This window comes from Stenotrophomonas sp. STEN087 (assembly GCF_056759115.1).
The window spans coordinates 17,879-40,654 of record NZ_JBRRCR010000012.1; the positions used below are offsets into that span (position 1 = coordinate 17,879).

At 63.0% G+C, this 22,776-nt stretch carries 15 protein-coding genes and 1 tRNA gene; 8 read left to right on the top strand and 8 right to left on the bottom strand.

Annotated features, from left to right (window positions below; genetic code table 11):
• Positions 1–62 precede the first annotated feature (62 nt).
• From treA to ACVOK1_RS05220, 6 genes are all read right to left on the bottom strand, one after another.
• A complete protein-coding gene (gene treA, locus ACVOK1_RS05195; protein WP_481561329.1) occupies positions 63–1,688 on the bottom strand; it encodes an alpha,alpha-trehalase TreA in 1,626 nt (541 codons plus the stop codon).
• An 84-nt stretch (positions 1,689–1,772) separates the two neighbouring features.
• Entirely contained in the window at positions 1,773–2,462 is a 690-nt protein-coding gene (locus ACVOK1_RS05200) for a hypothetical protein (RefSeq protein ID WP_481561330.1), read from the bottom strand.
• A complete protein-coding gene (locus tag ACVOK1_RS05205) occupies positions 2,459–3,415 on the bottom strand; it encodes a hypothetical protein (RefSeq protein WP_481561331.1) in 957 nt (318 codons plus the stop codon). The genes ACVOK1_RS05200 and ACVOK1_RS05205 overlap by 4 nt, the downstream gene beginning before the upstream one ends.
• A gap of 43 nt (positions 3,416–3,458) precedes the next feature.
• Positions 3,459–6,230: a TonB-dependent receptor domain-containing protein gene (locus ACVOK1_RS05210; protein WP_481561332.1), complete on the bottom strand. Its 2,772-nt coding sequence runs from the start codon at positions 6,228–6,230 to the stop codon at positions 3,459–3,461.
• 10 nt (positions 6,231–6,240) lie between these two features.
• Entirely contained in the window at positions 6,241–7,191 is a 951-nt protein-coding gene (locus tag ACVOK1_RS05215; protein WP_481561357.1) for a FecR family protein, read from the bottom strand.
• Between the two features lie 14 nt (positions 7,192–7,205).
• The gene (locus ACVOK1_RS05220) at positions 7,206–7,667 is read right to left on the bottom strand and encodes an RNA polymerase sigma factor (RefSeq protein WP_406236496.1); all 462 of its coding nucleotides are present in this window, start codon (positions 7,665–7,667) and stop codon (positions 7,206–7,208) included.
• A gap of 302 nt (positions 7,668–7,969) precedes the next feature.
• On the opposite strand from ACVOK1_RS05220, the gene ACVOK1_RS05225 reads away from it, so the two are divergent.
• The 6 genes from ACVOK1_RS05225 to ACVOK1_RS05250 all read left to right on the top strand — a co-directional run bounded on the left by ACVOK1_RS05225 (position 7,970) and on the right by ACVOK1_RS05250 (position 14,911).
• Positions 7,970–10,858, top strand: a complete 2,889-nt coding sequence (locus ACVOK1_RS05225) for an autotransporter domain-containing protein (protein ID WP_481561333.1) — start codon at positions 7,970–7,972, stop codon at positions 10,856–10,858.
• A gap of 73 nt (positions 10,859–10,931) precedes the next feature.
• A complete protein-coding gene (locus tag ACVOK1_RS05230; protein WP_481561334.1) occupies positions 10,932–11,936 on the top strand; it encodes a 2-hydroxyacid dehydrogenase in 1,005 nt (334 codons plus the stop codon).
• Between the two features lie 36 nt (positions 11,937–11,972).
• Positions 11,973–12,048 (top strand) — tRNA-Thr (locus tag ACVOK1_RS05235).
• Between the two features lie 870 nt (positions 12,049–12,918).
• Complete coding sequence (locus tag ACVOK1_RS05240) at positions 12,919–13,155, top strand: ArsR family transcriptional regulator (protein ID WP_404830572.1); 237 nt, start codon at positions 12,919–12,921, stop codon at positions 13,153–13,155.
• A 257-nt stretch (positions 13,156–13,412) separates the two neighbouring features.
• Positions 13,413–13,550, top strand: coding sequence for a hypothetical protein (locus tag ACVOK1_RS05245; protein WP_404830573.1), 138 nt, complete (start codon positions 13,413–13,415; stop codon positions 13,548–13,550).
• A complete protein-coding gene (locus ACVOK1_RS05250; RefSeq protein WP_481561335.1) occupies positions 13,547–14,911 on the top strand; it encodes a S41 family peptidase in 1,365 nt (454 codons plus the stop codon). Before ACVOK1_RS05245 ends, ACVOK1_RS05250 begins: the two co-directional genes overlap by 4 nt.
• 2,362 nt (positions 14,912–17,273) lie before the next feature.
• Here the strand turns inward: ACVOK1_RS05250 and ACVOK1_RS05255 are convergent.
• On the bottom strand, positions 17,274–17,972 hold the full coding sequence (locus ACVOK1_RS05255) for a recombinase family protein (RefSeq protein ID WP_481561336.1): 699 nt from the start codon (positions 17,970–17,972) through the stop codon (positions 17,274–17,276).
• 826 nt (positions 17,973–18,798) lie between these two features.
• Here ACVOK1_RS05255 and ACVOK1_RS05260 point away from each other — a divergent pair.
• Entirely contained in the window at positions 18,799–20,487 is a 1,689-nt protein-coding gene (locus tag ACVOK1_RS05260) for an AIPR family protein (protein WP_481561337.1), read from the top strand.
• Between the two features lie 390 nt (positions 20,488–20,877).
• Here ACVOK1_RS05260 and ACVOK1_RS05265 read toward each other — a convergent pair whose 3' ends face one another.
• On the bottom strand, positions 20,878–21,456 hold the full coding sequence (locus ACVOK1_RS05265; RefSeq protein WP_197617010.1) for a hypothetical protein: 579 nt from the start codon (positions 21,454–21,456) through the stop codon (positions 20,878–20,880).
• 867 nt (positions 21,457–22,323) lie between these two features.
• Here ACVOK1_RS05265 and ACVOK1_RS05270 point away from each other — a divergent pair.
• Positions 22,324–22,725 carry a hypothetical protein gene (locus tag ACVOK1_RS05270; protein WP_197617012.1) on the top strand — a complete coding sequence of 134 codons (402 nt, stop codon included), beginning with the start codon at positions 22,324–22,326 and terminating at the stop codon, positions 22,723–22,725.
• Positions 22,726–22,776: the final 51 nt, after the last annotated feature.

Consider the following 22,776-nt stretch of genomic DNA (forward strand, 5'->3'; position numbering starts at 1 on the left):
AGTCGAGCATGGCTCGACTCTACAAAAAGGCGCAGTCGAGCAAGCTCGACTCTACAACGTGCTTATTCGACGTCGGCGGCGCTTTCGCAGGTGCGCTCTGGTGCGCACAGGCGGTCGAGCAGCGCCAGGGTGACGCCATTGCTCCAGCCGAAACCATCCTGCAGCGGGTATTCGCCGCCACCGCCGCCGCTGGCCGAGCCATCCACCACGTACTTCTCCACCAGCTTGCCGTCGCGGTCGTAGACCGATTGCACCGTGCGCAGGAAGCGCACGCCCAGCGTCCGCGCCAGCGTCTGCTCGCCGTAGTGCTGCAGTCCGTCCACGGCCACCCACTGCAACGGCGCCCAGCCGTTCGGCGCATCCCATTGCTGTCCGGTGTCGCGCTGGGTGGTCAGCAGGCCACCGGAGCGCAGCAGGCCGGCTTCCACGGCATCGGAGGTACGTCGCGCCTGCGCAGTGTCGGCAATCTTCAGCCACAGCGGGAACAGCGTCGCGGCGGTCAGGGCAGGGCGCTGCTGGCCGCTGTCCAGGTCGCGGTCGACGTAGTACCCCTGGCGCGCATCCCACAGCTGCGTGTTGATGGCCGCGCGGCGTGAAGCCGCCAGCTGCTGGAAACGGCGCGCATCGTCACGCGCACCCGATGCCGTGCTGGCGCGCGCCAGCGTCTGTTCCAGCTGGAACAGCAGGCTGTTCAGATCCACCGGCACGATGGACGTGGTGCGGATGCTGGACAGCTGCGCCGGGTCATCCAGCCAGCGCGAGCTGAAATCCCAGCCGGATTCCGCACCGGCCCGCAGATCCCGGTAGACCTGCGAGGGCGCACGTTGTGATGCCTGCGCCGCCGTGGCCAGGTCATCCGTCCAGGATTCGGTCCGCGGCACCGCGCGCGCATCCCAGTAGCGGTTCAACAGCTGGCCATCGGCCAACCGCACCACGCGTTCGCGCGCCTGGCCTGGTGCAAGGCCTTCCGCGCCGTGCATCCAGAACGCGTGTTCGATGCGCAGCTGTGGCAGGTAGCGCCGGTACGCGTCGTCACCTTCGTGGCTGGCCAGCAGTTCCACCATCAGGCTGAAGAACGGTGGCTGCGAACGGCTGAGGTAGTAACTGCGGTTGCCGTTGGGGATGTGGCCGTACTGGTCCAGCTGCCAGGCGAAGTTGTCGACCATGTCGCGCACCTGCTGCCAGCGTTGACTGGACGCCAGACCGAGCAGAGTGAAATAGCTGTCCCAGTAATAGACCTCGCGGAAGCGACCGCCGGGCACTACGTAGGGATGCGGCAACGGCAGCAGCGAACCGTGCGGATCGACGTTGGCGGTGTGCCGTTGCAGGACCGGCCACAGGCCTTCGATGTGCGCGCGCAGCGTCTCTCCGGAAGGTGGCACGTAGGCCGGTGCATCGCCGGGGACGTTGAATCGGGTCGCGACGAATTCGCGCAGCGTGTAACCGGGTTGCCGCTGTGCCGCTTGCCAGTCGGCCAGTACGGCCGCAGCTGGTTGGCGTGGTACGGCGTCAGCGAAGGTCTTCTGGTCGGCAAACAGATGTGCCCGCTGCACCTGCTGGAACAGCGGCGCCAGTTGCTGGTCCGGCGCGGGTGGAGTGGCAGCGTGCGTCTGTGCTGCCTCCGTTATCCATGTCGCCAGCAGTGCGGGCAGCATCAGCCAGGCGGAACTGCATCCGGGGTGACGCATGGGAGACTCCGTTTTCGCCAACGGGCACTCTAGGCTGCCCGCTGTGAAAAGACGGAGACTGCGCATCCAGGTCGCCGTTCCGATTCAGTTCTTTTCAGCCACCTTCAGCAGAGTGCCGGCCTTGTCGAAGGTGAGGCTGATGCTCCTGCGGTCACCATGCACTTCATCTGGGCGCCAGGAAAGGCGTGCGTTGCTACGGATGACCAGATACACGTAGTCGACCTTCTCCGGCGTGGCCATCACGGTTCCGCGCTGTTCCTGCAGAGCCTTGGCGACACGGGCCACGGCGGTGAAGTCGATGTCATCCAGGGCCGCGCTGTTGTCCTGCAGATTGAACAACCTGCCCATCCGGTGCAGATTGACCGGTTCGCCCTTGCGCCACGCACCATCCGCGAAGTGGTAGCTGTCCACGTTGCCGGCCACGTCCGGATCGATCAGGTCGAGGTTGATGCGGCCATCGCCATAGACATTGATGCCGCCATAGATGCGCAGGGACTTGCCCTGAAGGGCAGGCATGGCCTCCAGCGCGTCACGCGCGGCCTGCAGACGCTCGGTATCGAACACCAGGTTGGATGACTGCGGTGCAGCCTGCACAGGTTCAGGTGCAGGTGAGGCGGCGGCCCGCTGCCGGGTGTACTCGCCGGGTGCGCCGGACAGCGGCTGGCCGGCAAGCGTCTCGCGCAGTGTATCCAGTGCGCCACCTGCTACCGCAACCGCTGCCAGCAGCAGCACGGTCAGTGCAAAGATAAGGGCGGTGGAAGGTGGGCGCTTCATGGCAGCTCCATCCGCACGTTGGTGCGGTCATCCGGATCGTAGAGCAGGGTGACCGCGTCGCGCGGTACCGTCGCCAGGTCCAGCAGCGATACGATGCGGCGTACGCTGACCTGGTGTACGGCACCGTCGCGGTCGGTGAACTGCAACTGGAATTCCAGCTGCGGCTGTTCGTTGATGTAGGTGCCGGTCTGGCGCACAGCCAGCACGTCGGCCCGCACGCCGACGCCGCGGTACTTCAGCGCCTCGCCACGTGCATCCATCTGCAACGCGCGGCCAAGCAGGCGCAGGCCGCCCACATACGCGCACAGCACCAGCGGGCAGACCAGCAGCGGATGGCCGAGGGAAAGAAAGGTCCAGCCCTGGCCCTCGTTCTGCAGGCGCCAGCACAGGACATAAGCCATCACCACAACAGCAACGCCAAGCAGACCGGCCGCCGCACGACGGCACAGGCTGGCCACGTCCACTTCCGGGGCCGCACCGGCCAGGACCAGGTTGGGAAACACGCCGGGCGAACGGCTTATGCGCGCCTCCAGCGCCTTGCCAACGGCAAAGCGCTGCAGGTGCGGCTTGCTGTCGACCAGCACCAGCGGATCGGTGATCGGCGTGCCGGAAAGATTGTCGAACGAGAGCTGCAGTTTCCACTGCGCAAAACCCCGCACATGCACCCCGGTCTGCTCGGCGTGTTCGACACGCGCGTTGCGTGGCTCGCCGTGGGCAAGGATATCGCGTACACGGTGGATCGCACGCAGTGGCGCAAGCATCAGGAAATGCAGAAAGACGTACAGCAATATCAGCCACAAGCTCAGCGAAGCGGCCAGTAGCGCCAGCGCCAGCCAAGGCGCAGTGCGCGCAGCATGCGGGATCGAGCCATCGGCGCCGAAATACAGAATGCAGGGGAAGGGCAGCGCGAAGAACAGCAGGAAGGCGCCCCAGAACCAGAGTTGTCCTTTCATGGAAGCAGGTGTTGGCGAAACAGGGGGCGCAGCGTACTACGCTTCACCGGAACTGCAGCGTCAACAGGAAGTAACGCCCCAGCGGATCATCCAGCCCGGCCATCTGCCCGCCGCTGCCCACCAGGTAGTTCACCGGCGCGGTATCCAGCACGTTGTGCACGTCCAGCGCTGCCACCACGCGCGGGCTCAGCTTGCGCGCCACGTGCAGGTTCCAGCGCAGCTGCGCGGGGTTCATGCAGCGATGCGCCTCGCGCTGCTCCACCGGGCAGTCCTCGCCGGCCAGCCACGCACGCGTGCGGCCCACGCGGTTGCCGCGCAGTGCGATGTCCCACGAGGGGTTCTGCCACTGCACGTTGATGATGCCGGCGAAGGTAGGCGTGGCGTGGCCGCGCAGGTCCACCGATGCACCGTGCGCGCGGTCGCGGCGCAGCTCCTGCTGCTTCAGGCCATCCAGCGAAAACAGCCACTGGCCATCGCGGCCGGCATCGATGCGGTACTCGCCGCGCAGCACCCAGTTGCGTGAGGTGGTGCGGCCGATGTTGTCGAAGGACAGGCGCAGGTCGCGCAGGCGGCCCTGCTCATCCAGTTCCCACGTATCGGGGTTCCACAGCGCATCGCTGGGCTGCAGCGCGAGGATCTCGTTGCGCAGCTCGACGATGTTGTGGGTCAACGACAGCGAGAACGCGTCGGTGGGCGTCCAGCTGGCCGCCAGCGAGTGACTGCGCGAGGTTTCAGCGCGCAGTGCGTCGTTCTCCACCACGTCCACTTCCACCGCGCAGCCACCACCGCGCAGCGTGCGTGCACACGGCGGCAGGGTGTCCGACGCGGGCAGGGCCAGCAGGCCGAAGTAGGCCGGTGGCCGCCGCCGTTCGAACAGGCTGGGTGCGCGGAAGCCGCGGCCACTGGCCAGCAGGAACGACCAGTGCGGGCTCGGGCTCCAGCGCAGGCCGGCACGCGGCGAGAACGCGCTGTCACCATCATCGCGGTCCAGCCGCGCGGCCAGGTCCAGGCGCAGCGTCGAGGCCAGCGGCAGGCCGAGTTCGGCATACGCCGCGCTGCTCGGCCGCGACAGCCGCCGCTGTTCCAGCGGCAGGCCCAGCGCCAGTTCGCCCTTGCCCAGCAGCGGATCGGGCAGCGAGGTCCAGCGCTCCTGGCGCAGGTCGAGGCCGGTAGCCAGCTGTGCCTTGCCGCCCGGCAGATCCATCAGTTCGCGCTGCACGCCCCACCAGCCCTGCAGCTGGGTGGTGCGGCCGCGATTGCGGATGGTCGGGAACAGTTCGTCGGCCAGGCCCGGTGGCAGCGTGGAAAAACCGGGCAGAAAGTCCAGCGCGAGCGCGGCCTCCAACAGGCGTTCGCTGCGCACGGCGCCGCCGGTACGCAGGTCCACCTGGCTGCGCTGCGCACTCAGTCCGGCCTCCCAGCTGCGGCCGCGCTGGTCGCGGCCGATACCAACGGTCAGGTCGCCTTCGCTGGCGCGCACGCGCGGCTGTACCTCGCCGCCCTCCTGCAGCACCACGTTGAGCAGGGCGTTGCGGTTGAAATCCAGCGCCACTGCGGTCGGGCCCAGTTCGAAGCGCTGGCGGTTGTGGCTGGCACGCGCTTCCACATAGGCGTAGCGGCCTTCGCCGCGCTCATGGCGGTAACGCAGATAACCCGACAGCGTGTCCGAGGCCGGCTGCAGCGAACGCGGGCGCACGCTGTCGTACCAGCAGCCATCCTCGTCCTCCTGCAGCGGCGCATGGCATTCGCTGGCCGGGTAGTAATCGCCGTTGGCCAGGATCAGGCCGATCGGGTACAGCTCGCTGTCGGCATGCCAGCTACGGCGGTCGCCGGCCACATGGCGCAGGCGGTGCAGGTCGAGGCCGGCAAACCAGCGGTCGCCGTTGTCACGCACACCGCCGGTGGCGGCCTGCACGCGGTGCTGGTCACCATCGCCGCGGCCGCTGACGCCGGTCTGCAGGGTGGCTTCCGGGCCCTCGGCCTGGTCGCGCAGGATGATGTTGACCACGCCGGACATCGCGTCGGCTCCATAGATGGCCGAGGCGCCGCCACGCACCAGTTCGATGCGTTCAACGAAGCTGAGCGGAATGCCGCCGAGGTCGGTCAGGCCGCCTTCCTCCAGCGACACCATCGGGTAGCGCGGCAGGCGGCGGCCGTTGACCAGAAACAGCGTGGCGCGCGGGCCCATGCCATCCAGGCTGGTGGTGGCGGCCGCACCCACCGGCAGGTACAGCGAATCGCCGCCGCGCGAGGTGCTCAGCGGCGGGTGGCCGTTCATGCCGGGCAGGTGGCGCAGCAGATCGAACAGGGTGCCGTAGCCGCTGCGCAGGATGTCCTCGCGCTCGATCACCGTCACCGGCAACGTGGTCTGCACGGAGGTGCGCGGCAGGCGGCTGCCGGTCACGTGGATCGGTGCCAGGTCCACCTGTGCCGGCCGCTGCGGTCGCGGCGGCGGGGCCGGCGCAACCACCGCAGGCGCTGCTGCCGCCATGGCATGGCGACGCAGCACGTAGCCACCGCCGGGCGTGCGCAGGATGTTGACCGGCCGGCCGGCCACCAGCGCCTTCAGCGCAGCGGCAGGTTCCTGCGGTCCCTGCGTTCCGGGCGTGCGCAGGTCGGCCAGCTCGCGGGCATCGAACACCAGCGATACGCCGCTCTGCCGCGCCCACTGCTGCAGCGCCGGCGCCAACGGGCCGGCGGCGATGTGGTATTCGACCGAGGCGGCGGTGGGCGATTCTGCAGCGGCCGTGGCACCGGCCAGGGCAAGCCACAGCAGGACCATCAAACGCTGCCGCAGTGCCCCGGGGCTGGGCATCCGCGCCGCCTCAGTAAGTGCGGCGCAGTTCCAGCGCGCCATCCTTGCGCGGCTGGCCAGCGATCGACCACCCCAGTTCCAGGGCAGACAGCAGTTCATGCGGATCGCCGGCACGGAAGCTGCCGCTCACGGCCAGGTCGGCGATGTCCGGGTCGGCAATCACCAGCGGCGTGCTGCCGTAGCGGTTCATGCGTTCGACCACGGTGGACAGGGGCGTTGCATCGAACACCAGGCGGCCCTCGGGCCAGGCTTCGGCCGCGGCGGTGGTGGCCAGCTGCGGGCCCGGCTGGATGCGGCCGGACGGCGACACCTGCAGCTGTTGGCCCGGGGCGAGCGTGTGCTGGGCGCTGCCGCTGGTTACTTCCACGGCGCCTTCCAGCAGGGCCACTTCCACCCGGCCATCGCTCAACCGCTCGACCTGGAAGGTGGTGCCGATGTCGCGGATGCTGCTGCCGCCGGCCTGCACCCGCAGCGGGCGCAGGGAGGCGGCCACCTGCAGCTGCATGCGGCCGCGTTCCAGTTCCAGTTCGCGCTTGCGCCAGCCGAAGCGGGCGCTCAGCGTGGTGCCGGCATCAAGCGTGGCGACGCTGCCATCGGCCAGCGTGCGCACCTGCGGCAGGTGGCTGGCATTGGCGTAGATCTGCGGCGTCGGGTTGCCGTCGGTGTAGACCATCCAGCCGATACCCACGGCCAGGCAGACGCCGGCCGCCGCCGCCACCGAGGGCAGCCAGCGCCGTTTGGGAGTGCGCGCGGCGCGGGCAGCGGCGGTGCGCAGCCACGGGTCGCCGGACAGGCCAGCGCTGCGCAGGTGCAGCTTCTCGGCCTGCGCCCAGGCGGTAACGTGGGAGGGGTGCTCGGCCAGCCAGTCCTCGAACGCTTCGCGCTCGATCGAGGTGCAGTCGGGGGCCTCCAGGCGGGCCACCCAGGCGCTTGCGCGCTCGAACAGCAACGTGTCATCCATGTATGCGTCGCGGGTCACTCACTATCTCCATCAGTGTGGAGAGGATTGCTGCCCAGCTCCTTGCGCAGGCCCTGAAGGGCACGGGCGATGTGTTTTTCCACCGTCTTGGCGGTGATGCCGCAGTGCCGGGCGATCTGTGCATAGCTCATGCCGGTGATGCGGTTGAGCAGATACACCTCGCGGGCACGTTCGGGAAGCTTGAACAGTGCCTGTCGCAGCAGCGCGATCATCTGGCCGGATTCTGCCTGACGCAGCGGGTCGGGAGAAGTGCCGTGCGGCTCCTCGCTGCCGTCGCGTTCACCCAGCGGCAGGTGACCGCGCGCGTGTGGCGAACGGCCGCGGTCGGCCAGGCGGTTGCGGGCGATGCGGTACAGCAGCAGGCGCAGCTCGTCGGTGCCATGGCCGCGGTAGCGGATCAGCCGCTCGATGCTGTCCTGCGCGATGTCCTCGGCATCCTCCGGGCCGACACCGCGCATGCGCAGGAAGGCACACAGCGGCGCACGTTCCTCACGTATGAAGGCGATGAAGGCATCCGGAACCCCGGCCGGGTCCGGCGCGCGCTGGGGCAGGGGGGAGGGGGCGGACAGGGGGAAGGCCTCGAACGACAAACGCGTCATCGAGTTTTACAAGACCATGACCGCAGGGGGAAGTGCGTGTCGTTTGCGACATGCTTGGATGAATGAGTTCAGATTTTCGCGTGCGACGCACTGGGGGTGTTCGGTGCGCTGCGGCGTTCTGCTTTCATCCCGCGTGGTGCGGGTTGGAGAGAGAGACCGCAATGAAGCATTCGAAGTTGAGCCTGGCCCTGGCCGGCCTGGTGGGTATGGCAACGCTGGGCGCGATCGGCGACGCAGCGGCGATGAACTACCACGTGCAGGACGACCGCGTCGTTCTCAGTGGTGGCGTGACCTTCGCCGACGTCGTCGCGCTGCCGGCGCTGCTGGCCAAGGCACAGGAAGAAGGCCGCCCGATCCGCGAAGTCGTGCTGCGCACCTCCAACGGTGGCGCGCTGATCGCCGGTGAGTGGCTGCAGGCCATCATCCGCACCCAGGGCCTGGATACCATCGTGTCCGGCCATTGCATTTCGTCGTGCTCGATCATGCAGTCCGGCGGCGTCAACCGTTACCTGGCCGGCGACCTGCCGGTGGTCGACTCGGTGCAGATCCACGCCGCCAGCAGCGGCGGCCGCATCACCTACAGCCCGTCGCCGCGCATGACCCAGATCTACACCGGCAACTACGGCGGTGGCATGGATGCCGGCCTGCTGCACAAGGCCATGTATGAAGTGGTGGCGCCCAACGGCCTGCTGGTGTTCCGCGACCCGTCGCGCACCACCGGCACCTCGGTCAGCTTCGATCCCGATGGCAGCGGCCGCAACCTGCAGCTCTTCCCGGGCCAGGACATCCGCAGCAACAACATCATCACCGAGGCCGGCTACCGCGACCCGGGCGATACCCTCAGCGTCACCGGCAACGTCAGCGGTGACATCAATCCGGGCTACATGGCCACCGCGCGCCAGCTGCAGGCGCTGGTGGATGATGACTTCGCGCGCTGGAACGACGACGAGTACGACACCACCTACATCAACTATGCGGTGACCCTCTACAACCTGGCGTCCAACGGTCCGAATGGCGTCGGCCAGTTCTCGTTGCAGGACTACCTCAACAATCCGGGCAACCAGGCGTTCCTGCAGGGCCAGCTGCGCCTGGCCGACCTGGATGCCTCCGCGCTGGCCAACTCGGCCGGCGTGATCCGCGTTGCCAAGGGCGGCACTTGGCGCACCTCGGCCACCACGGGTGCCGATTTCATGCTGGTCGACGGCGGCACCATCGCCCTGGAAGGCGGCGCCCTGCGCGCACCGGAAGTGCGGGTGATGGCCGGCGGCCTGGTGGTCGGCCACGGCGACATCGCCTCGCTGGAAACCGACACCGATGCACTGCTCGACGCCACCGGCCCGTCGCTGCGCGAGGACGGCTTCAACCGCCTGCGCGTGTACGGCACGCTGATGCCGCGCGGTGGCGACCTGGTCACCCACGGCTACGTCAACATCATGCCGGGCGGCAACGTGCTGTTCGATGTCACCGAAGCCGGTGGCAGTGCCGCCGGTCGCCTGCGCGTGGGCAGCTTCTACGATGGCGGGCAGACCGATGGCGCGCTGGTGATCTCGCCGGGTGCGCACCTGGAGTTGAACGTCGCCCAGGGCTTCTACGCCGGCAATTACCAGCGCGAACTGGTCACCGGCCCGATCTACGAGGATGGCTTTGCCGACGCAGTGCGCTTGGGCGATACCGGCTACAGCGCCAGCATCACCGACAACGAAGTCTTCCGCCCGCGCCACAACTCGCTGCTCAGCTTCAACATCCACCAGAGCGAAGACGGCCTGTCGCTGACCGCCAACCCGGGCTTCGACCAGCTGGCACAGCTGACCGCCAGCAACGGCAACCAGAGCCTGGGCATCGCCCTGGCCGCCGCAGGGGATCGCCAGGACGCGCGCCTGAAGTCGCTGCTGGGCGCGCTGCAGTTTGCCGACCGCGATGTCATCGCGCAGCAGGCCGGTGCCCTGCGCGGTGATGCGCACGCCAGCCTGCGCCTGGCCGACAACGCCCTGCTGGGCAGCATCGGCAACGTGGTCACCCAGCACCAGGCCGGCCTGCGCAGCGGCAGCGGTGATGCCGGTGGTCTGGCCGCGCAGGCAGCACAGGCGGCGTCGGCACAGCCGGGCATGGCCAATGGCAGCCTGTTCAACCAGCTGGCCATGCATCTGGTCGAGCCGGCCGCGGAGGGCGTCGCTGGCGGTGCCGACTTCGGTGGCACCGCGCGTAACCACGGCTTCTGGGGTCGCGGTTTCGGCAGCCACGGCCGCATCGATGGCGAAGGCAGCGTGGCCGGCCTGACCCACACCGTGGGCGGCATCGTGCTGGGTGCCGATACGCGCGTGGCCGATGACCGCGTCAGCCTGGGCGTGAGCGTGGCCGCGGCGGACATGTCGACCAAGGCCCGCGATGGTTCGGGCTTCACCGGTGACGTGCGCGCGCTGGATATCGGTGGCTACATCGATGCCACCTATGCGCGTGGCTACCTGTCGGCGGCCGTGCGCTACACCGACCTGCGCCACGACACCCGTCGCGGCATTGCCGGCATCGACGGTCTGGGCGATCCGCTGCGCGCCAAGTACAACAACGATGCGATCTCCGCGCGCCTGGAGCACGGCTTCAGCTTCACCACCGGCAACGGCCTGGTGGTGCAGCCGCTGCTGCCGGTGGTGGATTACGCGCGCACCTCGGCCACGCGCTTCAACGAAGGGCAGGGCGCCGGCGCACTGGCCGGCCGTGGCGACAGCCTGGAAAGCATCCGCGTGGGTGCCGGCCTGCAGCTGTTCAAGACCTTCGACGGCAACAACGGCGAGCGCATCACCCCGCGCGCCCGCGTGGTCTGGCAGAAGGAACTGGGCGACACCCAGGCCCGCTACAGCACCGGCTTTGCCGCGGCCCCGGACCTGGTGTTCGGCAGCAGCAGCCAGACCCTGGGCGAGCAGGTGCTGGCCTGGAACCTGGGCGTCACCAGCCGCGCCAGCGACCGCCTGTCGGTGATGGTCGACTACGTGGGTGAGCGCCGCGATGGCCAGGTGCAGAACGGCGTGATGCTGGGCCTCGGCTACGCGTTCTGAGTAAAGGGCGCACCGGCGGCATGACCGCCGCCGGTGCGCTATGGTCTGCGCAGGTTTCCCGTGCAGGCCCGCCATGCAGATTGCCGTGTTCAGCGCCCGTCCCTACGACCGCCGCTTCCTGGAAGAAGCCAACGCGCGCGACGGCGCCGGGCAGGGCTTCCAGTTCGTCCATTTCGACGCCGCGCTGGATGTGCACACCGCGGCACTGGCGCAGGACTGCGCCGCCGTCTGCGTATTCGTCAACGACCGCCTCGATGCCCCCGTGCTGCAGGCGCTGCATGCGCTGGGCGTGCGCGCCGTGCTGCTGCGCTGCGCCGGCTTCAACAACGTCGATCTGGCCGAGGCCGCGCGCTTGGGCCTGTTCGTCGCCCGCGTGCCGGCCTATTCGCCCGAAGCCGTGGCCGAACATGCGCTGGCGCTGGTGATGACCCTCAACCGGCAGACCCATCGCGCCTATAACCGCGTGCGCGAAGGCAACTTCATGCTGGATGGCCTGCTGGGTCGCACCCTGCACGGGCGTACCGTGGGCATCGTCGGCACCGGCAAGATCGGCCTGGCCACTGCGCGCATCTTCCGTGGCATGGGCTGCACCGTGCTTGGCCATGATCCGTACCCGTCGGCGGATTTCGACGGAGTGGGCGAGCGGGTGGCGCTGGACGAACTGATGGCGCGCGCGGACATCGTTTCGCTGCACTGCCCGCTGACGCCGGACACCCAGCACCTCATCAACGACGCCTCGCTGGCGCGGATGAAGCCCGGCGCGATGCTGGTCAACACCTCGCGTGGCGGGCTGGTGGATACCCACGCGGTGATCCGCGCGCTGAAATCGCGGCGGCTGGGCCACCTGGCCATTGACGTCTACGAGCAGGAAAGCGCGCTGTTCTTCCAGGACCTGTCCGGCGAGATCATCGACGACGAGGCCTTCCAACGCCTGATGACCTTCCCCAACGTGCTGGTGACCGGCCACCAGGGCTTCTTCACCGTGGAGGCGCTGCAGGAGATCTCGGCCATCACCCTGGGCAACCTGGCCGACTTCGCCGCCGGGCGGCCGTGTGCCAACCGGGTAGGGGCGGATTGACCAGCGGGGTAGGCTGCCCGTAAAATCGCCTGCTCAGCCGGAATAGCTCAGTTGGTAGAGCGGCGCATTCGTAATGCGTAGGTCGCAGGTTCGACTCCTGTTTCCGGCACCATGCTTCCCTATCGCTTACAAATCAGCGATTTACGATCCCCTGCGGTACACCTGTGGGGTACAACTGGAAGCACGACGGTACGATCCTGAGAGCCCCACTTGTGGTCGCTGCGTTGCTGTTTGCGCAGATTCTCTGCTGGCTGTTCGATCCCTCGATTCTTATTTCCCGGCTGGACGCGCTGTGTGGTCGAGTTGGTCAAGATCTGCCACAACCTGTGGTCTAGCGGGGATACCTGCAACTCTCGCGATGGGAGCTAGGTACGACGACCTCGTTGGCGATTCGCTCGGCTACATGCCCTTCGAGAGATCGATAGGTCACCTGGTAGCGGGCGACTTGCGAAGAGTGGGTGCGTCGCCAGCAACGGCTCCCGTGTCGATTCCGACTGTATCCGCCAGCCGAACTGCATCGTTGATTGGCGATAGTTTGGATTTTCGATATCTGCGGGGCTGTGCTTTAGTTCTGGTCTGCCCACAATCAGGCTGACGCAATGCTAAAACTTGCACTAGAACGGTTGCTTCCTGGCGAAATTGCCAGTACCGCAGCAGGGAAGACGGCATACGGCCGATACCTCATGATCTGTCTTCCCTTTCGGGCCCGGCTTATAGTGGACCTCCGGACGCGCTCTGGAACGACTTTCAGGGGCAAGCGGAGATGAGGTCACCGCGCCCCTCTAAAGCGCAGCGCGACGCTGTCGTAGCCAATGACGCGCCCTATGGGCCGGTCTCACGTCAATCGCATTTGCTAGAACTTCCGATACGGCGTCTCTCTGATCTGATGGGGCCCGACACCACGCTACGCCAGATTTACTTCCTTATGGCGCTATGGCGCGTAGATGCCGTGGGATTGTCTGCGCGTAGTATCGAGAAGCAGATGAGCAGGGCTGTCCCTGTTGCCCAAAGCACCATTAGTAGATCCCTACGCATACTTCGGGAGTTGGGGTTGATTGAAGTCTTCTTGGCACCGCACGACGGTAGGATCAGGTTGACTCGACTAAGTCCACTAGGTCGGTCATTCATGACCAGTCTGCGGGACTTGGTGCCTTGTGAGCAGGAGAAAAAGACAGATAGGGGCGGCGAGATGCCGAGAAAATCTAGACCTTCTGGTTAAGGCTGTCTGCTGGACGGGGGGGGGCGTAATTTCATTGCTCGGATTACGTGCTCCTCCCCACTTGGCCTTCACCAAGAGGCGAGCAAGGGCGCTCCGAGGGCGGAAAAACAATGTAACCTCTTGTGTCTGATGGCTCTGGATCACCCCGGTGCCGGGAATTCAGTACTCAGCGGCGACCACTCAGAGCATTCCTAGCAGGCCTGATCTCCGCTCTCGTCGCTTCGATTGGTAGCCTCTCCTGAGGCCGTCGTTGGAACATGTTGTGGAGCCTGTTTCACATGCAGTGTGATCGTTTGCTTAGTAGCGCTCGTCGTAGACAAGAAGCAGCACTTTGGGACTTGTTGCGCCGCTCTTACAAGAGAAGTCTTCATCCAACAAAGAAGAAGTCCTCATGAAGTGTCTGCGCATGGTGTTCGTATTTGTGGTTTGCGGCGTTCTTGCAGCCTGCAATCTCGCTGGCTTTCCCCCCTTGGGTTGGAGCACGAGAGAGGAAGGGCAGCAGGATTGCCGTGTTGACCATCAAGGTAATCTCCATGTTGGGGAGAGCGTCATGGTTTTCGTCTACGCCAACATCGGTTCGACCTGTCGGGCGACGTATGCATTGGACAGTCAAGACTACGCTTCAAAGACACTCAAGCTGTCGGCGCGTCACTTGATTTCAGAGGGCGTCGCGTCGGTTCAATTGCGCGCTTTCGATGGCAAGAAGACGGTCGGACGTGCAACGAGACGGCTCGAGGGTGGTGCGTCCGATGATGAAGTCCTGATCCAGATGGAACTGCCAAAGTCCTATGATCTTGTCGTCATTTCTTTTGTGGCCGAGAATGAAGCCCGACTAGAGGCGAAGGGCCTGAGGGTGGAATCGGCTGAGCCCGGCAGCGCTGGAGAAGCGCACGCGCAGGCGATCTATGCCGAGGCAGTGGGCCTCATCAAGGCTCATGCCTTGGCTTACGACGCATTAGATCCAGGGGTCACCACGGCGCGGCAGCCAGCGTCGGATGCCACGCTTTGGCAAGCGCGCTCGGCCATTAAAGCAATTCTGCGGGATTTGGGTGACGGCCATAGCTTTCTGAACTCGCCTGATGGCGTTCAGGAGGCGGAAATGATATCTAAAGCCGAAATGGAGCTTGCTACTTGGCGCATGCTTCGCCCTGGGGTCGCGGTAATTCATGTGCCGATGTTCCGTGGAACGGACGATGACCTTAAGCGCGTCTTTGCGAACAGCATCCGCGAAGCTCTTAGCAACGGGACTAAGGCCGGAGCTAGATCATGGATCGTTGACCTCAGCAAAAACAGGGGTGGAAACATGTGGCCGATGCTTGACGGCCTCTCGCCTTTGCTGGGTTCGGAAGGGATGGGGAGCTTTCGTTACAGAGACGGTTCTTCCAGTTCTTGGACTCTTAAAGGCTATGAAGGAGCTATCGACGTGCCGGATTTAAGAAATTTGCCCGTCGCGGTGGTGACGTCAGGTCGGACAGCAAGCTCTGGTGAGGCCGTCGCAGTGGCTTTTCGTGGGAGGCCTCTCACACGCTCTTTCGGCGCTGCGACCTCTGGCTACTCTACATCCAACACAACATACAAACTTGCAGATGGATCCAGACTCTATCTCACCACGGCTGTATTTGAGGATCGGAACGGCAATCGGTATGGAGGCAAGCTTACCCCTGACCAAGTCATTCAGGGCATCGGTGCCGAAGCGTCAATCGTTTCAGCTGGTGACTGGTTGAATGCGTGTTTGCGGGGGGGGTGTGATGAGTAAGATGGTCGAGCGGCTCTCAGCAGGTCAAACGTCAAGGGAGCTCACTGAGACGTCGTTGCCTCCACATGATCTGTCTGTCTCTATAGCGAATGCTCAGGCAGCCTACTGTGTCCAAGCATAGCTTTAGAAGTGTGATTTGGACGCCGTCTATGTAGTTGGTGCAACAGAATTTGGCATCAGTCTGGTCCATGGACATGGCTTTGTCTCAGGAGAAAGTGGTCTTGATCTCGCAGTTGTCTCGCCGCTGCTTTCTAGCAGGATTAAGCGAGAAGCCGGGCGAGTGAGTGGTCGGCGGGCGGATATTCAGAGCATTCCTAGGAGTGTGGTTGGAGACTCCGCCCATTGACCTGGAGGTCGTGGTCGGCGGACTTCAGTACGGCAGTCAGGATGCCTGGGCGGCACTCGTCGTCTGGAAGTACGTCGATCTGTGGGTACTTGGCGCGCTTCACATTGCGGCGGCTGACTGCATGGTCTAGGTATACCGCGCGGACCTGCACGGAGCGCTTCATACCGTTGGGGAACATGGACAAGGGAATGTCCAAGAACTCCCCGCAGCCTGCGAGTTGGTCCAGACCGAATCGCGACGAGTAGGGGGGAGGGGCCGGTTCGTTGGGGCGCTGCCATCGCACGACCAGGCCGAGTGTTGTAGGGCAGCAGGATAGGTGGAGGCTGGGATTCCAGCCAGCGGCCCGAGAGAGCTTGCCTACCTTCTCTAGGATGGTGTGTGCGGGGAGGTTGGTGGATGCGGGGATGGTCACCTGTGTGCCTTCGCCTTGCATCTTGAGAAGGGCCATGAAGTAGCGGACACCCGATGCAGTGACGAAACCCTCTGCCTTAAGGCGCATCCGGTAATCCTTTGGATCGATTGTGGAAAGATCAGCAGGCAGTCGCGGCTTCTTGGGTGCGCGCTTGCGAGGGGCGTCAGGCGGAAGCTTCCGACCCTTCTTCAGGGGTGCGCGTGCCGCCATGAACGCCATACTTTTCTCCCTGTGCAGTTGGCGTAGGGCCGCAGAGGTGTGTTCCGCTTTCTCCATGGGGGACGGTGGATAGAAGCGCCCATCCTGCAACCTGGGGCCTTCCTGGGTTTCGTCGGTGAACATCGGGTGCGCGGAAGCTCCACGCAGGTTGGGCGCAGACGGCATGAAAGTAGTCCTGGGTGTTGCCGGGTTGGACCGGCAAGAGTGGTCACCCGATCAGTGAACGCTTATGCGTATACACCTAAGGGGCTGGTCTGTTGTGGCGAGAAAGAGGTGCGGTTATGCGTATACACCTAAGGGGCTAGTCCGTTCCGTCGGAGGGAGAGGTGTAGTTATGCGTATACACCTAAGGGACTAGTCCGCTCCGTCGGAGGGAGAGGTGTAGTTATGCGTATACACTTAAGGGGCTAGTCCGTTCCGTCGAAGGGAGGGGTGTAGTTATGCGTATACACCTAAGGGGCTAGTCCGTTCCGTCGAAGGGAGAGGTGTACTTATGCGTATACATCAAAGGAGCTGGCATCTACTAAGTAGGGCAGGGCAGGAGAGGGCAGATCCAATGCTCGTCTTGCTCATCGGGAGATTGGCAGGAAATGCTCAGTAGTTTGACTTTGAGGGATAGCTCTTCGAGATCGGGTGATCGTCTTCGATAGCGTACTGTCTGCCCTGGTTGATGTGGTAGTTGCCTGGTCATTGGTCGAACACTATTACGCAAAGCTCGCTCGTCCCTTCTATCTCTCCGAGGGTAGGCTCAGACCTCGGTTCAGCGGTGCCTATAGTCCATAGCAATGGTATGGAGGCGGTGAGAGGTTCTGGGCGCGACTGAAGGTAGGTAGATGAGACGTGCGAGGTTTGACCTCATGTTGAGGGTGCGATGTTGTGCTAAAACGTCGGCTAAAAAATGCTTCCCGCTTACAAGGGTCCGGGCGAATTGAACGTCGGCGATCTTGCAGGCAACGTGTTTTGAGTTGAAGCTGCTCAGGGGAGCCTCACACAGCGACTGGCGATCTACTTGTCCGCATACGGTTCGCTCAGGTCACCCCTGTTCGCGCTCTCGCAGCTTCCTAAGCAACCGCATGGCGGCTGTGGGTGTCCATGGCTTGCGCTCGCCGCTGGGAAGGGAGCCCAACTTGCGGCGCTTCAGTCGCAAGCTTCGTGGGTTTTCCTGGCCTTAAGCGATCATCATGCGCGCCGTGGCTTCGATGGTTGCGGTTTGTGCTCCTACTCGGCCTTGTACGCGCTCAGCGGCCCGTTCGCGGCCAACCGCATCAACACCCCTTCAGCCGCGCCGTTGCTGCCTCTGGTGGTGCCAGCCAGTGACCGTCGCGCGTCACCTCTGTCTGCCACGTGGCGGCTTCGCGCCCGCCTCGGACGCGGAGGTATGGGGTTCAACCTGGGGCTTGCCCTTCCAGCCTCTTTAGCAATCTCGAAACACCCGCACGGGTCCACTCAGCACCTCTAGGTGTCAGAATCCCGCGACTATTGAGTGAGGACACGATGCCGCCCAAGGTGGTGACGCCGGTGTTCTGAAGTTCCCTTACCGTGTCCTCAAGTCTCCGTGCGAAAGCGTTCGCCTTGCTCTGCACTGCCTTCATGGCCGCCGCATTGCCCTTCCCGGCGCGCCTCAGCGCTTCGGCACCATTGGGGTTGCCCAGCACCTGGCCACGCGCCTTGGCGACCTGTAGGGCGGCTTTGGTACGGTTTGAGATGGCTACCCGTTCCTGCTCTGCTACCAGCGCGAGGATGCCGACCGTCAGCTCACAGGCATCGGGCATGTCAGCGGCAATGAATCGTGCGCCAGAGTCACGCAGCGTCAGCAAGAAGGCGGCGTTACGGCTAAGCCGGTCCAGCTTGGCAATGAGCAATGTTGCTCCAGTGAGTGCGCATAGCCGCAGCGCCTTTAGTAGCTCAGGACGGGTGTTGTGCTTGCCGGACTCGGCTTCGGTGAACGTCTCAACGATCACGCCACCGCGCTGCGTAGAAAGTGCCTCACAGGCTGTGCGCTGAGCCTCAAGGCCAAGGCCGGATGCGGCCTGAGAGCGAGTGGACACGCGGTAGTAGGCGATAAAGCGGGGGGTGACAGGCATGCTGTATCAAAGTACCTAACGTTCGATAGTCGGAATGATACATGTCATTCGCAAAGCGTCTAGCCCAGGTCGAGTGAAGGCAAAGGATCGCTATGCACCATCAAGGAGAAATGTGGCGCCGATGACAATGGGGAGTTGCGTGCGTCTGGGCGGTCTGCGAAGTCCAGCCTTCACGCGAAGCGTGGCGAGTAAGCAGCGCAGGGGAACGCGGGGGAGGGCAAGGGGGGATTTGCCCATTTACGGTCGATGAGTGGTGCCTCGAATTTTTTCAATGAAAAGCAGGCCCACTCAAGTGATCCAGAGTAGGACGCTCCGCTTTCCTGCGGTTCACTTGGCGAATGCCAACAAGGCACACAGAATCGCGCTGGCGAACATTGCTCCCAATAAGAACCTTAGAGCTTGCCCTAGCACCGAGTCGAGTCGTTGAGCTTCGGTCAGTTGCTTGCTTAACACCTCGTCTGTATCCGTTGTAATGGGAGACACGCGGACGTGGCGTTTAGCGCGTTTTGAGAGGAGCTTCTTCTTCATCGGGAGCGAATGGAGGGGCCTGCCAGATAGTATGACTCACGGTCCGCACATGCTATCTAAATGAGTCACTCGGTTAGCCAGAGGTGCGTCCGCCAATGCGCGCTCCTTCGAACGGCACCTACCCGGGTCAAGAACAGCGTGTCCAGGTGAAACGCCTCGTGCCCCAAAGTTCAGAAAGAATTGCAGGGTGTCATTCGGGGTTCTGGGCAGCGTTGCAACTGATGCGATCTGTGATAGGTTTCACATGTTCGGAGGCGGGCGACGGGCGACGGCGTAGGTCAATCCAATGGAGGGAAGTGTGGCGGCAGAGTCTCTTGCAGAACAGCGAAAGGAGCTCCTAGGGGCGATTGATGGGCTGGCGAAGCGCGGCGGCATGAGTCGGGAAAAGGCTCTGGCTGCATGGTATGCGACGACCCTCCTCGGGGTTGATGAAGACGAAGCAATCGACGCAGCGTCCGTTGATGGCCCGGGAGACAACGGATGCGACTTCATCTACGTTGATGAGGAGCAGGCCCAGATTGTCGTGTTGCAAGGGTATGTGGCTGATCGAATCGATCGTGCTACGCCAGTAAAAAAGTGGAATTCACTCACTGCCGCTGTGGGTAGCGTCCGGGATCCGTCGAGCTTTAAGCACGGCGGGCGGTCCGATATCTATGAGCGGCTGAAGGATCTGAATCAGGATGACTACAGTCTTCTGTTCGGCGTCGTATCCGTGTCGGCAAATAATGCAGAAATAGGTCGCCACGTTGAAGCTGCCAGAAAGAGTCAGGCCTACGGGCCGAACGTTTCCTTCTTGTACGAAGCGCAGGAAAAGCTTTACGAGAACTACGTGGTCGCTAAAGCGGCGGATCGATCCGTTGATAGTGACACTCTCTCTTTCAGTACCCCGGTAATCTCTCTGAAAGGCGAATTTGGTCAGGCGGTCGTAGGCACATTGGCCGCTAAAGAGCTCAGTCGCCTATTTAAGGCGCATCAGAACAAGCTTTTTGAAGGAAATGTCCGACTTTTCGTGGGTTCGCGAAAGGGAGGGATAAATGAGAAGATTATTGAAACGGCTGAGGTTAAGCCGGGTGTATTCTGGGCGCTGAATAACGGGATCACTATTGTTGCGGATAGTTATGAGCAGCTCTCTGAGCGCCGCTTCAAACTGTCAAGGTTCTCAATCGTTAATGGTTGTCAAACGACGGTAAGTCTGTGTCGCGCGATTGAGCGATCTGAAAAGGCTGGTGAATCCCAAGTTTTAGTGCGCGTCGTTGGGGCGAGGAAAGCGCTGCTGACGGAGATTGTGCGTTACAACAACACCCAGAATCCGGTAAAGCTATCTGCTGTACGTCTTCTGGATCCGACGCAGGAGTCCCTCAGGCAGCGTCTCGCGGCGCATGAATATGTTTATGCGCCAAAACAAGAGGGTGCGAAACTGCTTCGGAGCGTGAAGCGTATTGAGCTCGAGCGCATCACTCAGTATCTCGCGGCACTGTCGGATGAAACTGTCCTGGATTCAGTGGCGCGAAAGTCAGATTTGTATGACAAGCTTTACAAGGCCATCTTTCCAAGAGGGATTACGGCTGAGCGCGTTCTTCTTGTCTGGAAGTTGGCGCTCGCTGTCGAAGAGCACAGAATAGAAACTCTAGAGTCGGTAATCGGGGATGATGATGATGATCCTATCATGGCGGCGATACTCGGCATCCATGGCACCCCTTGGGGCCTCTATGTCGCGAATCAATTGCTCGAGAAGGTCGGTGGTGACCTTAGTAGGGTTTCTCTCGCTTGGTTGGCATCTGATGAAGCTGATGCGCCGCTGCACAGGTATGCGGTAAAAGCACTTGAGCTTTATACCGAATTGGCGGTTAACATTATGAGTGGTGACGATTTTTCGACGAATCCACGGAATTCTATTCGCACTCGCGGGTTTCTGGATCGCCTCAAGCGGCAGCTGGCGCTGAGGACAGGCAAGCCAGCGCTACTTCGTCTTCCCAAGCTGGTTTAAGTCAGTTTCGCTGGTGCAGCGGGCGGGGCGGCGGCCCGTCGCACTTATAGTCGTTCGTTCGTGTGACGAACTGTAATCATGTGCCAAGGCTATGACAAGCGGTGAATCACTGACCATGTGTAACGCGTACGTGTGCAGGTATCAGAGGTTGCGGGGACAGACTGTCCGATTTTGTCCCGTGGGTTGGGCGACCGTCGCGAATGGTGTTGGCTCGCCAACGTGGCGCAGGCCGGGGCACCCCAGCCCCTCCAATGTCTTCGCCTGCCCCCCCAAGGGGGGATTTGGACCGCGATGACCTATCGATGCCGCTTCGGAAAATTGCAGCAAAAACGGCGGAACACTCTAGGACACCAAAGGTCACACCTCAGGCAACCTCAGGCTGCCTCGGCTCTATGCGTGCTGGGCGAGCCAGAGTGCCAGGCGGAACGCCCAATAGAGAACCACAGAGCCGCCAATAACTGTCAGCAGCCATGTAGCCATGTACACGATGCGGTTGGGCCGGGGCAGGGGAACGATATCCAGAATCTTGGCCATGCCTTCGTTGCTAACGACATCCCCCATAATCTGGTTGTAGAAGAGGGGCGGGAAGTACAGGTAGGAAATGGTTACCTGCTGCTTCGGGACCAGCACCGGAAAGACGATCTGCTGATAGCCCTCAGGGTTGGTCTCGATGCTGTACTGAATCGGCGGATGGATGGCGTGGGAGGGCAGCGGGTGCTTGATGGCGTGGGTAACGCGCACGCCTGTAGCTGGCTTACGGCCTGTGTTTGCGACCACTATTGAATGAGAGTGCACGATTGCGCCGGGCGTACCGTCGGCGCTGTCGTCAATCTTCACGCCCCATGACTGGACGAGATAGGAGATAACACGAGGTCTCCCCTCGGTGTACCACTTGAAACCCGCGATCAGCAGTGCGGAGACGAAGGGCGCAATCAGCTTTGCCCAAGTCTCGACGGTCTCCATATCCATGACGATGCTCTCCCGACGCCCCCGCGTCGCGCTGGGCGCACATTAACAGGACCGCATAACACCCACCAGCGGCCACCTAAGGTCACCCCTCAGGCTGCGGGTGTGGCCTCAGCGCGGGGGTAGGTGAGGGCCGCTTCTCCGCTGGCTTATCCACTCGTTCTACGTAATTGGATTGATCCGACGCGGGCTGGCTGCTGCCGTTGCGCGGCTTCGTGTAGCCGTACAGGCCGCACACTGGCCCGATGATTGAGTTAGCGTCCAGCCCCGGTGCTGCCCAAGCTGCCTTGATGGTCTCGCTGGTGTTGCCCCAATAAGCAAACCTTCCTGTGCCATCCATGGTCATGAAGGGGACCTGCGTCCAGGCTGCACAGTCGATCAGTATCTTGCGGTAGGACCACACACCGTACTGATTCCCCAGCGGGATTCGCTGCCATACGTCCACCCAGGGCGGCGTAGCGGACAGGGAGGGTTGATGCACCTGCCCACCCCCTCGGACCCCGTGCCATCCCGCATCCGTCAGTAGCGCGGTACTCAATGGCGATTGGGCTACCGCTTGACTGGGGGCTGTCAGAATCGAAAGCCCAACTAAGAGAGTGAGTGGGATTGAGTTCACGGATGGGCTTCCTTGCGCAATCAGGGCAAACGATGCCTCGACGAGAAACGCTGGTCAACTCTCTAGCGCATCCTCTGGAAAAGGTGACGGGATCATCGGTCGTAGTCAGCGCGGGTCCTAGACAGGTCGCTTTGGAGGTCCTGATGAATGACCGTGTGCGAGATGCCATAGAATTGTCGTAATCAAAGGGGGAGGGGGTTGCGATGGCTTTCTCGCGTCAAGAGTCCATGGAACTGCGGAAGCAGCACAATGACATGTACGACAAGTACGCTTATTTCTTATTGGCGGCGACGGGTACAGCGATTGGGTTCGGACTGCAAAAGCTTGATGGGCTTGCGCCAAGCATTGCCTCATTCGTTTGTGTGGCAGCGGTCGGCCTGTGGGTTTTGAGCTTCTATCTGGGGTTAAAGCGGATCGAGACGGTGATGATGGTCGTGCGAATTAATGCTGAACTGGCCGCTTTTCTTACGCCAGAGCGAGAGACGCAAATTTCAGGGAACCACATTGCGCAGACAGAGCAAATCGCATCGCAACAAATGGAGGAGTTCAACATTAAGAACGCGCGGCTTATGAGGGCGCAGTTCTACCTGCTAATCGCGGGGGCAGTATTCTTTATGGTATGGCGAGTTATGCAGATGTTCGGGGCGGGAAAGTAAGAATTTTTTGAGATGGAAGGGAGGGGTAGTTTGATCGGGTGCGCGGTAGCC

Excerpts from the sequence above, each read along its gene's own strand:
- treA (WP_481561329.1), bottom strand. The coding sequence starts at position 1,688 with ATGCGTCACCCCGGATGCAGTTCCGCCTGGCTGATGCTGCCCGCACTG.
- ACVOK1_RS05200 (WP_481561330.1), bottom strand. The coding sequence starts at position 2,462 with ATGAAGCGCCCACCTTCCACCGCCCTTATCTTTGCACTGACCGTGCTG.
- ACVOK1_RS05205 (WP_481561331.1), bottom strand. The coding sequence starts at position 3,415 with ATGAAAGGACAACTCTGGTTCTGGGGCGCCTTCCTGCTGTTCTTCGCG.
- ACVOK1_RS05210 (WP_481561332.1), bottom strand. The coding sequence starts at position 6,230 with ATGCCCAGCCCCGGGGCACTGCGGCAGCGTTTGATGGTCCTGCTGTGG.
- ACVOK1_RS05215 (WP_481561357.1), bottom strand. The coding sequence starts at position 7,191 with ATGGATGACACGTTGCTGTTCGAGCGCGCAAGCGCCTGGGTGGCCCGC.
- ACVOK1_RS05220 (WP_406236496.1), bottom strand. The coding sequence starts at position 7,667 with ATGCGCGGTGTCGGCCCGGAGGATGCCGAGGACATCGCGCAGGACAGC.
- ACVOK1_RS05225 (WP_481561333.1), top strand. The coding sequence starts at position 7,970 with ATGAAGCATTCGAAGTTGAGCCTGGCCCTGGCCGGCCTGGTGGGTATG.
- ACVOK1_RS05230 (WP_481561334.1), top strand. The coding sequence starts at position 10,932 with ATGCAGATTGCCGTGTTCAGCGCCCGTCCCTACGACCGCCGCTTCCTG.
- ACVOK1_RS05240 (WP_404830572.1), top strand. The coding sequence starts at position 12,919 with ATGAGCAGGGCTGTCCCTGTTGCCCAAAGCACCATTAGTAGATCCCTA.
- ACVOK1_RS05245 (WP_404830573.1), top strand. The coding sequence starts at position 13,413 with ATGTTGTGGAGCCTGTTTCACATGCAGTGTGATCGTTTGCTTAGTAGC.
- ACVOK1_RS05250 (WP_481561335.1), top strand. The coding sequence starts at position 13,547 with ATGAAGTGTCTGCGCATGGTGTTCGTATTTGTGGTTTGCGGCGTTCTT.
- ACVOK1_RS05255 (WP_481561336.1), bottom strand. The coding sequence starts at position 17,972 with ATGCCTGTCACCCCCCGCTTTATCGCCTACTACCGCGTGTCCACTCGC.
- ACVOK1_RS05265 (WP_197617010.1), bottom strand. The coding sequence starts at position 21,456 with ATGGATATGGAGACCGTCGAGACTTGGGCAAAGCTGATTGCGCCCTTC.
- ACVOK1_RS05270 (WP_197617012.1), top strand. The coding sequence starts at position 22,324 with ATGTACGACAAGTACGCTTATTTCTTATTGGCGGCGACGGGTACAGCG.